At 35.5% G+C, this 15,068-nt stretch carries 10 protein-coding genes; 9 read left to right on the top strand and 1 reads right to left on the bottom strand.

Annotated elements, in window-relative coordinates:
• Positions 1 to 6 precede the first annotated feature (6 nt).
• The 6 genes from HM990_RS17545 (at position 7) to HM990_RS17520 (ending at position 10,285) form a co-directional block, all read left to right on the top strand.
• Complete coding sequence (locus HM990_RS17545) at positions 7 to 1,719, top strand: DUF4270 domain-containing protein (RefSeq protein WP_178990880.1); 1,713 nt, start codon at positions 7 to 9, stop codon at positions 1,717 to 1,719.
• Positions 1,720 to 1,730: 11 nt separating this feature from the next.
• Entirely contained in the window at positions 1,731 to 3,578 is a 1,848-nt protein-coding gene (gene glmS / locus HM990_RS17540) for a glutamine--fructose-6-phosphate transaminase (isomerizing) (protein ID WP_178990878.1), read from the top strand.
• A 173-nt stretch (positions 3,579 to 3,751) separates the two neighbouring features.
• The gene (locus HM990_RS17535; protein ID WP_178990876.1) at positions 3,752 to 6,604 is read left to right on the top strand and encodes a TonB-dependent receptor domain-containing protein; all 2,853 of its coding nucleotides are present in this window, start codon (positions 3,752 to 3,754) and stop codon (positions 6,602 to 6,604) included.
• Positions 6,605 to 6,626: 22 nt separating this feature from the next.
• A complete protein-coding gene (locus HM990_RS17530; protein ID WP_178990874.1) occupies positions 6,627 to 8,234 on the top strand; it encodes an SGNH/GDSL hydrolase family protein in 1,608 nt (535 codons plus the stop codon).
• 169 nt (positions 8,235 to 8,403) lie between these two features.
• Complete coding sequence (gene atpD, locus HM990_RS17525; protein WP_178990872.1) at positions 8,404 to 9,912, top strand: F0F1 ATP synthase subunit beta; 1,509 nt, start codon at positions 8,404 to 8,406, stop codon at positions 9,910 to 9,912.
• A 79-nt stretch (positions 9,913 to 9,991) separates the two neighbouring features.
• Complete coding sequence (locus HM990_RS17520; protein WP_178990870.1) at positions 9,992 to 10,285, top strand: F0F1 ATP synthase subunit epsilon; 294 nt, start codon at positions 9,992 to 9,994, stop codon at positions 10,283 to 10,285.
• Between the two features lie 341 nt (positions 10,286 to 10,626).
• Here HM990_RS17520 and HM990_RS17515 read toward each other — a convergent pair whose 3' ends face one another.
• The gene (locus tag HM990_RS17515; protein WP_178990868.1) at positions 10,627 to 11,394 is read right to left on the bottom strand and encodes an XRE family transcriptional regulator; all 768 of its coding nucleotides are present in this window, start codon (positions 11,392 to 11,394) and stop codon (positions 10,627 to 10,629) included.
• A gap of 399 nt (positions 11,395 to 11,793) precedes the next feature.
• Here HM990_RS17515 and HM990_RS17510 point away from each other — a divergent pair, with 399 nt between their 5' ends.
• The 3 genes from HM990_RS17510 to hppD all read left to right on the top strand — a co-directional run bounded on the left by HM990_RS17510 (position 11,794) and on the right by hppD (position 14,777).
• Complete coding sequence (locus HM990_RS17510) at positions 11,794 to 12,951, top strand: homogentisate 1,2-dioxygenase (RefSeq protein WP_178990866.1); 1,158 nt, start codon at positions 11,794 to 11,796, stop codon at positions 12,949 to 12,951.
• A gap of 150 nt (positions 12,952 to 13,101) precedes the next feature.
• Positions 13,102 to 13,554 (top strand): CCC motif membrane protein, encoded by a 453-nt coding sequence (locus HM990_RS17505; protein WP_178990864.1) that lies wholly within the window; start codon positions 13,102 to 13,104, stop codon positions 13,552 to 13,554.
• Between the two features lie 62 nt (positions 13,555 to 13,616).
• Complete coding sequence (hppD, locus tag HM990_RS17500) at positions 13,617 to 14,777, top strand: 4-hydroxyphenylpyruvate dioxygenase (protein WP_178990862.1); 1,161 nt, start codon at positions 13,617 to 13,619, stop codon at positions 14,775 to 14,777.
• Positions 14,778 to 15,068 lie beyond the last annotated feature (291 nt).

Here is a 15,068-nt window from a genome sequence, read left to right as displayed (position 1 = left end):
TTACCTATGAAAAAAAATAAAATTGCCCTACAGATTATCTCTTTTGGTTTAGTTATCCTCACGTTTATTGCCTGTGATAATGATTACGCATCCTTGGAATCCGATGTAATTAATAACGACATTGCCACGAATTTCGATATTCTTTCAGAACAACATGATATTATTGCATACACAAAGGCTTTAGAGCCTGCTGTTCAAACAAATGGTTTAATTGGGTTAAGTACTTTAGGCCTTTATGACGATGCTTATGGGAGAACGACCGCTAGTTTTGTAACACAACTTTCGGCAAGTTCTTACGATCCGGATTTTGGTGAAGGAACTGTGATTGATTCCGTGGTTTTAAGGATTCCTTATTTTAGCACAGCTACTAGTTTTGATGATGATGGAAATACAATCTATGAGTTAGACTCCATTTTACCTAAGGGAGACACGTATAATAAAATCAATTTAAGAATCTTCGAAAGCAATTATTTCCTCAGGGATTTTAACCCTAATGCGAGCTTTAATGAAAATCAGATTTATTATTCGAATAAAACCGCAGAAGGATCAGGGGATTTTTCTGGTGCATTGGAAGGGGAGGAACTCACGTTTGTTGATTATGACGATGCAACAGGTACTACTATGACCGTAGTTGATGACAACAATATTGATATAAATAATAGTAGCTATGCTTTAAAGGACGTAAATAATCTAGATGATGACGGAAACAAAACGTTATTAGAAACACAAACTCCAGGTATAAGAGTTATGTTGCATCCAACTTTTTGGCAAAATAAAATTATAGACAAAGAAGGAGATGCCGTATTAAGTAATCCAAACAATTTTGCAAACTATTTTAAAGGACTTTACTTTAAAGCGGAACCAGTAAATGGAGATGGAAGCTTCCTTATACTAAATACAAGCAGTGCAAATGCTAATGTAACCATATATTATTCAACTACAGATACTGACGGTGACACAGGAACAGGAACTTATGTCCTTAATTTTGGATCAAATAAAGTTAACTTCTTTGATAATGATTATACGTTACCTATTAATGATGGAAATTCAGAAAACGGTGATAGTAGAATATATCTTAAAGGTGGGGAAGGAGCTGTAGCTGGTATAAAGCTTTTTGATGGCTTCTATGACGAGGATGCGGGTATCACTAATTTTGAACATTTCAGAAATGAATATGTTAATTTAGAAAATGGCGAATTTGAGAGTTCTAAACGTTTAGTTAATGAGGCAAATCTCGTTTTTTATGTCGATAGAAATCAATTGGATATGTTAGACGAAGTGCCAGATAACGAACCTAATCGCCTTTATCTGTACAATATAGATAATAAAACACCTTTAATCGATTATTATTTAGATGCAACCAACTCTACTCTACCTTCGTTCTCGAAATCCAGTCACCTTGGAATATTGGAACGCGAAGATGAAGATGATCAGGACAGTCCAGGTGTTAAATATAAATTGAAGATCACAGAACATATTAATAATTTATTAGTACGGGATTCTACAAATGTTGAACTAGGGTTGGCTGTTTCTCTAAGTGTAGACATAGAAGATACGACCTTAGGTTCAATACAGAAGAATGTACTAGATTCTGATGATTTTACGGTTCCTGTGAGTTCAATATTAACGCCGAGAGGTACAATATTGCATGGCAACACTAGTGAAGATGAAACTAAACGTGTGTATTTAGAAATCTACTACACCGAACCAAATAATTAAAAAATTAACCTATGTGTGGAATTGTTGGGTATATTGGGCATAGAGAGGCTTATCCTATTATTATTAAAGGACTCCAAAGATTAGAATATCGTGGCTATGATAGCGCTGGTATAGCGTTATATGATGGCAATGCTATTAAACTTTCTAAAACTAAAGGAAAAGTATCTGACTTAAAGGAAAAAATTGAAAACGAAATTTCCACAGATGGAACCTTAGGTATAGGACACACGCGTTGGGCTACCCATGGTGTGCCGAACGATGTAAATTCTCATCCACATTACTCTAATTCTGGCGATTTAGTAATAATCCATAATGGAATTATTGAAAATTACGATTCATTAAAGAAAGAGTTAATAAAACGTGGTTATACTTTTAAGTCAGATACTGATACAGAGGTCTTGGTTAATCTTATTGAAGACGTAAAGAAAAACGAAAATCTTAAACTTGGTAAAGCTGTTCAAATTGCCTTAAACCAAGTTGTGGGAGCCTATGCTATCGCTGTCTTTGATAAAAATAAACCTAACGAGATTGTCGTAGCAAGACTCGGTAGTCCTTTGGCTATAGGTGTTGGTGAAGACGAATTTTTTATTGCCAGTGACGCATCCCCTTTTATCGAATATACTAAAAATGCTATTTATCTTGAAGATGAAGAGATGGCCATTATTCGAAGAGGAAAAGAAGTAAAGGTCAGAAAGATTAAGAATGACGCTTTAGTAGATCCTTATGTACAAGAACTTCAGCTTAATTTAGAACAAATTGAAAAAGGAGGTTACGATCACTTTATGCTTAAAGAGATTTACGAGCAACCGAGTGCAATTTTAGATACTTTTAGAGGTCGTTTATTGAGTAATGAAGCTATTGTTAAAATGGCAGGTGTTGAGGATAATATGAAAAAATTCTTGGCAGCAGACCGTATAATAATTGTGGCCTGTGGAACATCATGGCATGCAGGTTTAGTTGCAGAGTATATTTTTGAAGATTTAGCCAGAATTCCTGTTGAGGTAGAATATGCGTCTGAATTTAGATACAGAAATCCGGTAATTACGGAAAAAGATATAGTCATAGCTATTTCCCAATCTGGTGAGACTGCGGATACCTTAGCTGCTATTAAATTAGCAAAATCTAGAGGTGCATTCGTATTTGGTGTTTGCAATGTGGTTGGTTCGTCTATTGCAAGAGAGGCAGATGCAGGCGCTTATACACATGCAGGTCCTGAAATTGGAGTCGCTTCAACCAAAGCGTTTACTACACAGATTACCGTATTAACTTTAATGGCCTTGCGATTAGCGCGTGCAAAAGGAACAATGTCTAGTTCAGAATTTAGACATCATCTTATTGAACTTGAAACCATACCAGGAAAGGTTGAACAGGCACTAAAATCTGATGCCTACGTAAAAACAGTTGCCGAAATATATAAAGACGCTAAAAACTGTTTATACTTAGGCCGTGGCTATAATTTCCCGGTTGCTTTAGAGGGAGCGTTAAAACTAAAAGAGATTTCTTATATCCATGCAGAAGGTTATCCAGCGGCAGAAATGAAACATGGCCCAATAGCTTTAATAGATGAGCAAATGCCAGTATTCGTTATAGCCACCAAAAAAGGACATTACGAAAAAGTGGTCAGTAACATTCAAGAGATTAAATCCAGAAAAGGTAAGATTATTGGTATCGTTACCAAAGGAGACACTTGTGTAAAGGAATTAGCCGATCATGTAATTGAAGTACCAGAAACTCTAGAATGCTTAACACCTTTATTAACTACGATACCATTACAGTTATTGTCTTACCATATTGCCGTGATGTTAGAAAAGAACGTTGACCAACCTAGAAATTTAGCTAAATCTGTTACGGTAGAGTAGTTAAATCAGTTGTTAAAATCATAATTTGAAGCCTAAAAATTGAGCATTTCTCAGTTTTTGGGCTTTATTTTTTTGAAAAAATGCTATGCATGCATAATTTTGTGAGAATTTCTTATTGGATATTCATATATTTAATTAAATTGCTTACCTAATAAATTAACTAATTCTCTAAAATGAAGACAATCTTAAAGCTTTTCACAATGCTTTTTTGCGTGGTAACTTATGCACAAACCACAGTAAAAGGTAAAATTAACGACAATTCTGGACTGCCCTTGCCAGGTGCAAACATTGTTGTAGTAGGTTCCAGTTCTGGTACGGTCTCGGATTTTGACGGTTACTATTCGTTAACCGTAGAGCAAGTGCCTCCATTTTCAATCCGTGTTAGTTACACTGGTTTTGAAACTCAAACTGTTGAAGTCACAACGAATAACCAAACAATCGATGTCACATTGGCAGAAGGCAGTTCTCTAGATGAAGTTGTAATTTCTGCATCTCGTACACCGGAACGGATCTTTGAATCTCCAGTTACTGTTGAGCGTTTCGGACTTAAAGAAATAAAAAATACCGCTTCAGCAGATTATTATGGAGGATTAGAGAACTTAAAAGGTGTAGATATAAACACCAACAGTTTAACCTTTAAATCTATAAACACTAGAGGTTTTGCGACTTTTGCCAATACCAGGTTTGTTCAACTCGTAGATGGTATGGACAACTCGGCTCCTTTACTTAACTTCCCTATGGGTAACTTATTGGGAATGGTGGAGACTGATGCTCAGAGTGTAGAACTTTTACCTGGTGCCTCTTCGGCTCTTTATGGTGCAAATGCCTTTAATGGTATATTGTTTATGACAAGTAAAAATCCTTTTGACCATCAAGGAATTAGAGGTTTTTTTAAACAAGGCATAACTTCCCAAGAAGCTGCAGGAGATAATGATTATACAGATTTTGGTATAAGTATGGCATACAAATTTAGTGATAAAATTGCTGTTAAAGCGAATTTCGGATATTTAAAAGGTACGGATTGGTTTGCTGCAAATTATGATGATAAAGATATATCAGGAGGAACTCGTGAATCAAACATAAATTATGATGGAGTTAATATTTATGGAGATAATGTAACTACAAACATAAAAGATGTTGCATTGACCTTAGAAAGTTTAGGATTAGCTCCTGCAGGCTCGTCAGCACTAATTCCTTCTGTTGATGTTAGTAGAACAGGATATAAAGAAGTGGAATTGACCGATTATAATGCTGAAAGTGTAAAAGCAGATTGGGGTTTGTATTTTAGACCTTGGGCTAATGATTTCGAAATACAATATGTAGGAAAGGTAGGAACGGGTTCTACTATATATCAAGGTGCGCAACGCTATAGAATCGAGAATTTTTCATTACAACAACATAAGTTAGAAATAAAAAATGATGACTTTTTTGTGAGAGGTTATGTCAATTCTGATAAAACTGGTGACACCTATGTGTTGGATGTAGCAGGCCCTAATCTCTTACAAGCCTGGAAAGAACATGATGTTTGGTTTGGAGAATATGTTGCAGAATTCATTGGACAAACACTTGGTGGTGCTACAAATACACAAGCACATGCTGCTGCAAGAATTGCTGCTGAACAAGGAAGACCAGAATTGGGATCAGATGAATTTAATAGATTATATGAACAAGTAACATCGGACTCCGATTTCTTAACTGGTTCTGCTTTAAAGGATAATTCTAAAATTTATCATGGAGACGCTAATTACAACTTTAGGGACAAAATTAAATTTGCCGAGATTCAAGTAGGTGGATCTTATAGAACATACAGGCTAAATTCATTTGGAACTATTTATGCAGATGCAAATGGACCTATTACTTATTCTGAATTAGGATTGTACACGCAATTACAACGTTCAATTGAACTAAATGAAAGTTTAGAATTAAAGCTAACAGGCTCTGTACGTTACGATAAATCAGAATTGTTCGATGCATTTTTCTCACCAAGAATATCTGCGGGTTTAACAGTAAATGAAAACCATAACTTTAGAGCTTCTTTCCAAACAGGTTTTAGAAACCCAGACACACAATCATTATATATTGGTTTGCGAACAGCCTTAGGGACACTCGTAGGTGGTGCTTCAGATATTGGTAATCTTTATGAAAGAGATTATGGAGTTAGTCAATTCGCACAAAATAATTTAGGCCAACCTTCAACTATACCTCAAACAGCTGATGCAGCTTATAATAACTCATTATTAGCTTCTATTGCTACCGATTTATCTGATCACGATTCTAGTTCTAATGGTAAAAATTTTATTGGGAATTCTAATTATGTTAAACCAGAACAAGTAAGCTCAGTAGAGGTAGGGTATAGAGGAAAACTGCAAAATTTTATAATCGATGCTTCAGCATATTACAGTTCTTATAAAGATTTTCTAGCAAACGAATCTGTTGTAGCACCACTCTATGGAGATGTGTCAAACTTTGATCTAACAGGTTATGACCCTAATAATCCCGCTTCTGTAGCAGTATTAAATCCAGATACGCAACAAATTTTAGCAGCATTAGATAATGACGATTTTCACGTCTATCAAACTAATACCAATTCTGAAGAAACAGTAAACTCTTATGGAGCAGCAATAGCAGTCTCAACAAAAGTATTTAATGGTTTTGATTTAAGTGCAAACTATACGTATTCTAAATTAGATTTTGATGTGAAGAATAATCCAGATTTCAGAACGAGTTTCAATACACCAGAGCATAAGGTAAAAGCCTCTTTGGGTAAAACGGAATTGTTTAAAAACTTTGGGTTTAATGTCGCTTGGAGATGGAGTGATAATTACTTTTGGGAAGCTTCATTTGGAGACGGCGAAGTGCCTGCATTCCATGTACTTGATGCACAAGTTAACCTCAGGGTACCAAGTCTAAAATCTACATTTAAAGTAGGTGCTTCTAACGTATTGCATGACGAATATTTTACTGCATTTGGTACAGGTTATATAGGTTCTCAATATTATGTATCTTGGACTATCAATAATTTATAATAACTGAAAAAGAAAAGATAAAATGAAAAAAATAAAATATATAGCACTATCATTACTTACTCTAGGAATGGTAGCCTGTGAGAATGAACTCGTTCAAGACTTAAGAGACTTAAATAATGACGAGGGTGAACCTTTACCTGAATTAACTGCTGGCACTGCAGATTTCTCAAATTTCGTAGCAGTGGGTGCTTCATTCACAGCAGGTTTTACAGACAATGGTTTATTTATAGCAAGTCAAGAAAATTCGTTTCCGAATATCATGGCTAATAAATTTGCTAAAACAGGTGGAGGTGTATTTACTCAACCTATGATGAATGATAATTTTGGAGGTCTTATCGTTGGAGGGAATCCTGTAATCCATCCGGTAACTGGAGATAGATTATTTACAGAGCGATTAGTGTTTGGAGGCGCTGGCCCAGTACCTTTACAATCTATTAATCCAACAGCAATGTCAACTACAGACTTTGCTTTGAATAACCCAACAGGACCTTTTAATAATTTGGGGATACCAGGAGCAAAAAGTTTTCACTTGGTAGCTCCAGGTTATGGAAATATTTCAAATTTTCCTGAAGCTGCAAATCCCTATGCAATACGTGTTACAGGTAGTACACCAAACGCCTCTATTTTAGAATTGGCAATGGCACAAAACCCAACATTTTTTACACTTTCTGAAATTGGTGGAAACGATGTTTTAGGCTATGCCACTTCTGGTGGTGAGAGCGATATTAATTCCCCGAATTATAATCCTATTACGGATACAGCCACATTTGATTTTGCATTAAATGCTTTAGTAACAGGTATGACAGCCAATGGTGCAAAAGGTGCTATTGGTAATTTACCTAATATAACAAGTTTCTCCTTTTTTACAACTGTACCCAACAATGCCTTGGATGTAGATGCTGAAACGGCCGCAAATCTTACTGGCTTTTTTCAGGCGGTAGCTGGCATATTTTCTCAGGGCTTGATACAACAAGGAGTTCCACTTGCTCAAGCCGAAGCACTAGCAGCGCAATACGCCATTTCATTTAATGAAGGTCCAAATAGATTTTTAATTGACGTACCTGTTATCCCTGAAAATCCATTAGGGTTTAGACAGATGACTGAAGATGAATTACTGGTTTTAACCATAGATCAAGATGCTTTAGCACAAGGATATGGTTCTGTAGTCTTAACACCAGAGGTGTTACAAGTCTTAGGAATTTTGCAAGCAGGAGGTACACCAACACCAGAACAAGCAGGTTTAGTTTTAGCGGCTATTAGTGGTATTGATGATGGTGATGCTTTGGATAGTGATGAAATAGCTGAAATTGCAGGTGCAACTGCCGCTTATAATTCGAGCATTGAAGCAATCACCATTGCACATGGCTTAGCTTTAGTTGACCTTAATTCAATATTAAATGAGGCATCAACTATGGGTATAGACTTTGATGATTATAATTTAAACACAGACTTGGTATTTGGAGGCTTAGTTAGTTTAGATGGTGTGCATTTAACTGCTAGAGGTTATGCTTTAATGGCAAATAGCTTCTTAAAAGCCATCGACGACACTTATGGTTCTAACTTTGAAGCTTCAGGAAACCTGGCAAAAGCTGGTGATTATCCTACAAATTATTCACCACTATTACAATAGAAATACAATTATAAATATTACTAAAAGTGCGTTTAATTAAAGCGCACTTTTTTTGTTTAAAAAAGCTGATTAAAAAGACTTTTAATTTTAAATAAAACTATATATTTGCAGCGCGAAAAACCGACGGTTTTTCATATTTAAATTATTGCAAAACAAAAACATAAGAGTAATGTCAAAAGTTACAGGTAAAGTTGCACAGATCGTAGGTCCAGTTATCGATGTAGAATTCGCTGCTGGTTCAGAGCTTCCAAAGATTTATGATTCGTTAGAAATTAACAACCAAGATGGTTCAAAATTAGTATTAGAAGTACAATCTCACATTGGTGAAGATACTGTTCGTACTATTGCTATGGATTCTTCTGATGGTTTAAGTAGAGGAACGGAAGTTCACGCTACTGGTGCTCCAATCCAAATGCCAATTGGTGAAGATGTTTACGGACGTCTTTTCAACGTAATTGGAGATGCTATTGATGGGTTAGGTGATTTGCCTAAAGCTGGTGATGCTGGTTTACCGATTCACAGACAAGCTCCAAAATTTGAGGACTTATCAACATCTACGGAAGTTTTATTTACTGGCATTAAAGTAATCGATTTAATTGAGCCTTATGCAAAAGGTGGTAAAATTGGTTTGTTTGGTGGTGCTGGCGTAGGTAAAACAGTATTAATCCAAGAGTTGATTAACAATATTGCAAAAGGTCACGGTGGACTTTCAGTATTTGCAGGTGTTGGTGAAAGAACACGTGAAGGAAACGATTTACTTCGTGAAATGTTAGAGTCAGGTATTATCAAGTATGGTGATGACTTTATGCATTCTATGGAAGAAGGCGGATGGGATTTGAAGAAGGTTGATAAGTCAATCATGAAAGAATCTAAAGCGACTTTCGTATTCGGACAAATGAATGAGCCTCCTGGAGCTCGTGCTCGTGTAGCACTTTCAGGATTAACTATAGCAGAATATTTCCGTGATGGAGCAGGTGAAGGACAAGGGAAGGATGTACTCTTCTTCGTAGATAACATTTTCCGTTTTACACAAGCGGGTTCTGAGGTGTCTGCACTATTAGGTCGTATGCCTTCTGCGGTAGGTTATCAACCAACATTGGCAACCGAAATGGGTGCCATGCAAGAGCGTATTACGTCAACAAAAAGAGGATCTATTACATCTGTACAAGCGGTTTACGTACCAGCGGATGATTTAACGGATCCGGCACCAGCAACAACGTTTGCTCACTTAGATGCAACAACTGTATTATCTCGTAAAATTGCAGAGTTAGGTATTTATCCTGCGGTAGATCCATTAGATTCTACGTCAAGAATTTTGACCGCCGAGATTTTAGGAGATGAGCACTATGCTTGTGCACAACGTGTAAAAGAGTTATTACAACGTTATAAAGAATTACAAGATATTATCGCCATCTTAGGTATGGAAGAATTATCTGAAGAAGATAAAATGGCTGTAGGTAGAGCAAGACGTGTACAACGTTTCTTATCTCAACCGTTCCACGTAGCTGAGCAATTTACTGGTATACCTGGTGTATTAGTAGATATTAAAGAAACAATTAAAGGTTTTAACCAGATAATGGATGGTGAATTAGATCACTTACCAGAAGCGGCATTTAACCTTAAAGGTTCTATTGAAGAGGCTATTGAAGCAGGAGAGAAAATGTTAGCTGAGGCGTAAAACTAGTATGCAGTAGCAGTCACAGTTAGCAGTTTTGCTACTGAGTACTGAATACTGAGTACTGAATACTGAAAAGACTATGTATTTAGAAATTGTATCACCAGAAGCCACAATATTCAGTTCAGAAGTTGATTCTGTAACTGTTCCAGGTGTAGAGGGTGAATTTCAAATGTTGAATAATCACGCAGCTATAGTGTCAACTTTAAGTGAAGGTATTGTGAAAATAAACATGCATACACAAAGCCATTTGGTTTTTGATGAATTACATGCACTTGTTTTACCTTTTAATGATGACAAAAAAGTTTTAACGGTAAAGATTAATTCAGGTACTGTTGAAATGAAAGACAACAAGGTTATTATTTTGGCTGATTAATAATATCCTTTATATAATATCATATAAAACGTATAGTATTTTACTATACGTTTTTTTATTTCATTAATCTAAAAGCCTAAAGACTGGTTAACTCAGCCATTGTATTGGTGAAGACTTCTGTCTCAAAAGCTCCCATTATTGTCATAATTGATTTTGTAAAAAATGTAAGGAACAGAATTAATGCAAGTAATGTAATAAAATCGAAGGCTCTGTTGTAGCGAAATTCTTGATTAAGTTTTCCCATTTTAGTTGATTTTTGTTGGTTGGTGAATTACTAAAGTAAGCAATTATTTTAACAAATCCTTAACTTTATTAACCATATTTTGTTGAGCCTGTGTTATTTACAATTTTTTTATGGCCTCCAATTCAACTTTCAGCTCTTGAAACATGGTCATAATACTACTTAATTTCAATTCCTTTTCGTCGTACTCTTGCGTATTAATACAACAGGTAAATTCCCAGAGTTCTAAAATTGCTTCTTTTGAAACTAAATAGGGTTGATACGACTTATTGTCTGAACTCAATAATAAATCAGCGCTATCAATGTCTGTTTTATAAACACGTTTATAAACTAAGCCATCGTCTTTGGTTAATATAATATACGTGCGCCCATTTTTAATATCAGCGATGTCTTCTAAAAACTTAGCAACTATAAAGGAGCCATCCTTTACAGGTAACATAGAATCGCCTTTTATCGGAAATGCTCTATGTGTTCCTGTGGGTAAAAACGGTAATTTAATCTTTTGAAGTTGTTCTATATATTCCGGATCATCATAACCAGATAAATAACCAGCTGTCGCTTTTGCAGGTATAATTTCTATTAAATCTTCATTGTCTTCATTCACAGTGACAGGAAACAAAACACGCTTGTTGCCGACTTCAATAAAAGAAGTGTTTTTGGCTTTCCTTAAATCATTTTTTACCAGTATATCAATAGGAATATCAAAGTAATTTGATAAGTCTATCAAACGGTCTATTGGTGGCTCTGAGCGACCTTCTTCGTAAGAACCAACAACAGAACGTGTCCATTTAAGTTCATCTGCAAAACGCTCTTGGGATATCTTTTTTAAAGCACGTAAATATTTTATATTGGCTTGGATGGGTTTCATACAATTTTTCGGTTTGGAATAGATAACTACAAAAATAAGTATTATTAACTACAAATAATAGCTAATTTTAAAATCCAGAATGTTAATATTTTAGTCGTGGAATAAACATGTGTCATATGTTGAATGAATTAATTTCAAAATCTCATACAATTTTTCGATATTTGTAACCTATGAAACCATTCTGGCCAAACATAAAACTTCATCTTCATTTCCTTATCAAAAGGAATCCGGAATGACATTTCTGTAAAACTCAAATTGCTTGTGCTGAACTTGTTTCAGTATTTCAGTATCTCTTCATTTTTTGTACCTTTATGTTCTAGCAGTTAGTTGACTGCAAATTACTTCAGTTAACAGTAAGCAGAACTTTGAATTTTAAATTATGAACTTTAAACTCAAAACATGCCATTCTATCATAAATTAGGGAAAATTCCACCAAAACGCCACACACAGTTTAAAAAACCAAATGGCGATTTTTATTACGAGCAACTGTTCGGTACTATTGGCTTCGATGGTATGTCCACCAATAGCTATCATGAGCAGCGACCAACACAAGTCAAGGAAATAAAAAGACAGTATAGTGTTGCACCTAAGGTGACGAAAGCCAACAATATGCAATCGTATCGTTTTAGAGGGTTTCAAGTAAAACCGGAAAGTGATTATTTGGACAGTCGTAAAATCGTACTCACCAATAGCGACTGCAACATCATTTTAGCTGCACCAAAGCATTCAACAAAGGATTATTTTTATAAAAACACGGATGCCGACGAATTGATTTTTATCCATAGAGGCACAGGAAAATTAAGAACGCATCTAGGGAATTTAGATTTTAAATACGGAGATTATCTTTTAGTGCCAAGAGGCATCATATATAAACTTGATTTTGATACCGAAGACAACCGTCTATTTATTGTTGAATCCACAAGACCAATTTATACACCAAAACGTTACCGAAATTGGTTTGGGCAATTATTGGAGCATTCGCCTTTTTGTGAACGCGATTTGCGCCAACCACAAGAATTGGAAACCAACAATGAATCTGGGGATTTTTTAATAAAAATTAAAAAACAAGATGAAATATTTGATATGGTCTATGCTTCACATCCTTTCGATGTGGTAGGTTACGATGGTTATAATTATCCATATGCATTTTCAATTCACGATTTTGAACCTATAACAGGACGTGTACATCAACCACCTCCAGTACATCAAACTTTTGAAACCGATGCTTTTGTGGTTTGTAGTTTTGTGCCACGTTTGTATGATTATCATCCAATTGCTGTGCCTGCACCATATAACCATAGCAACATAGATAGTGACGAAGTGCTGTATTACGTCGATGGTGATTTTATGAGCAGGAATGATATCGATGCAGGACATATTTCATTACATCCTGCAGGTATTCCACATGGTCCGCATCCTGGAACAATGGAAAAAAGTATTGGCAAGGTTAAAACAGAAGAATTAGCAGTTATGGTAGATACATTTAAGCCATTAAAAGTCACAGAAGAAGCCATAAAAATAGCTGACGAAGATTATTATAGGTCTTGGTTGGAGTAAAAAGCCCATCCTAGCCTTCCCATAGGGAAGGAATATAAAAAAAAACATAAGGAAATTAATAATAAAATTATTTGCCAACAACGATAGTTATTCCCTTTCCTATGCTGAGCGCAGTCGAAGTATGGGGGAAATTAGAAGAAGCTTTTAAATATGAACAAATTATCAGCAGATCCTTTAGCACTTATTTTAGGAATATTAGCCTTAGTTATTGGAATTTCAAGTTGTTGCTGTTACGGAATTACCGCGATCTTACCTTTGGCAATGGCAATTATTGGTTTGGTTACGGCAAACAAAAGTTTAAGAGAATTTCGTGAAAATCCTGAAGCGTATGACCCACAGTCTAGAAGCAATGTTAATACCGCAAAGATTATAAATATTTTTGCTATTGTAATTAACGGATTAATTGTTCTTATGGTTATAGGTGTATTAATTTTTTACGGCACAATGCTTTCCTCAGGATTTTTAGATGAGTTTAAAGATTTTGATAATGACGTTATTATCAAAGTGATGATTATTATAATTCAGATTCCGAGTCTGATACAATTAACACTTGGGAAGAAGATGATTATAGTATTGAATCGGAAATGGATTCCATTAATATAGATTCAATAGAAAATAAATTACTTAAAACCTTTAAAGAAGGATGAGAGTTTAAACAAACAATTATGGCAAAAGAAGTAAAAAGTGTAAACTACGGTTTAGAGAAAATATTTGAAGGAGCGCAAGATTTCTTGCCGCTTTTAGGAACGGATTATGTGGAGTTTTATGTTGGTAACGCCAAACAAGCTGCGCATTTTTATAAAACTGCCTTTGGCTTTCAGTCGTTTGCTTATAGAGGTTTGGAAACGGGATCGAAAGATTCTGTGAGTTATGTGTTGAAACAAGATAAAATTAGATTAGTGCTCACAACACCATTAAACAGCAAATCTGAAATCAATAATCATATTGTAAAACATGGTGATGGTGTTAAAGTCGTAGCGCTTTGGGTTGATGATGCTCGTAAATCTTACGAGGAAACCACCAAACGAGGCGCAAAACCGTTTATGGAACCAACCGTTGAAAAAGATGAATTTGGTGAAGTCATAAGAGCAGGAATTTATACCTACGGAGAAACGGTACACATGTTCGTTGAACGAAAAAATTATAATGGCAAATTTATGCCAGGTTTTGTAGCGTGGAAAAGCGATTACAATCCAGAACCTGCTGGTCTAAAATTCATTGACCACATGGTTGGAAATGTAGGTTGGGGACAAATGAACAAGTGGGTAAAATGGTACGAAGACGTTATGGGTTTTGTTAATTTTTTATCTTTTGACGATAAACAAATTCATACGGAGTACTCGGCACTTATGAGTAAAGTAATGAGTAATGGAAATGGCAGAATTAAATTTCCGATCAATGAACCTGCGGAAGGAAAAAAACGCTCACAAATTGAAGAATATCTAGATTTTTATGAAGGATCAGGTGTTCAACATATTGCTGTGGCAACAGACGATATTATTACAACGGTTTCAAAATTAAAATCTAGGGGAGTTGAATTTTTATCTACACCACCAGAAGAATATTACCGAGCAGTTCCTGGACGATTAGAAGAACACAGCCATGCACTGAGAGAAGATATTGAAACTTTAAAAAGTTTGGGGATTATGATAGATGCGGACGAAGAAGGCTACTTGCTTCAAATTTTCACAAAGCCTGTAGAAGATAGACCAACCTTGTTTTTTGAAATTATTCAGCGTATGGGAGCACGTGGTTTTGGAGCGGGTAATTTTAAAGCATTGTTTGAATCCATTGAGCGCGAGCAAGCCAAGAGAGGAACATTGTAAAAGCAAAAGCGCATTTAGTCCCCTAAACTAAATGCGCTAATAAAAAAACTAACTCAATGTCCATACTACTAGCCTTCCTATTTCCTAGTATGCTCAACACTAGTGGGAAGGATCTCAAAACTGGACTGATTTTGAGTATTCAAATAATTCCAACAATTAAGCCACAAAAGTCCCCTTTGGAAATTCAGAGACTTCTACACTTACATCGATGTAATTAAAAAGTGTGAGCATTTAGCGCTAATTTCTTCAAATTGACTTCACTTTTTAGATTGTATATCAGCGATTTATTAC

Source organism: Winogradskyella schleiferi (assembly GCF_013394655.1).
Taxonomy (GTDB): Bacteria; Bacteroidota; Bacteroidia; order Flavobacteriales; family Flavobacteriaceae; genus Winogradskyella; species Winogradskyella schleiferi.
This window is presented reverse-complemented; position numbering and strand designations above follow the sequence as displayed.

Bases quoted from the DNA above. Each gene is read 5' to 3' on its own strand.
- HM990_RS17545 (WP_178990880.1), top strand. From the start codon at position 7: ATGAAAAAAAATAAAATTGCCCTACAGATTATCTCTTTTGGTTTAGTT.
- glmS (WP_178990878.1), top strand. From the start codon at position 1,731: ATGTGTGGAATTGTTGGGTATATTGGGCATAGAGAGGCTTATCCTATT.
- HM990_RS17535 (WP_178990876.1), top strand. From the start codon at position 3,752: ATGAAGACAATCTTAAAGCTTTTCACAATGCTTTTTTGCGTGGTAACT.
- HM990_RS17530 (WP_178990874.1), top strand. From the start codon at position 6,627: ATGAAAAAAATAAAATATATAGCACTATCATTACTTACTCTAGGAATG.
- atpD (WP_178990872.1), top strand. From the start codon at position 8,404: ATGTCAAAAGTTACAGGTAAAGTTGCACAGATCGTAGGTCCAGTTATC.
- HM990_RS17520 (WP_178990870.1), top strand. From the start codon at position 9,992: ATGTATTTAGAAATTGTATCACCAGAAGCCACAATATTCAGTTCAGAA.
- HM990_RS17515 (WP_178990868.1), bottom strand. From the start codon at position 11,394: ATGAAACCCATCCAAGCCAATATAAAATATTTACGTGCTTTAAAAAAG.
- HM990_RS17510 (WP_178990866.1), top strand. From the start codon at position 11,794: ATGCCATTCTATCATAAATTAGGGAAAATTCCACCAAAACGCCACACA.
- HM990_RS17505 (WP_178990864.1), top strand. From the start codon at position 13,102: ATGAACAAATTATCAGCAGATCCTTTAGCACTTATTTTAGGAATATTA.
- hppD (WP_178990862.1), top strand. From the start codon at position 13,617: ATGGCAAAAGAAGTAAAAAGTGTAAACTACGGTTTAGAGAAAATATTT.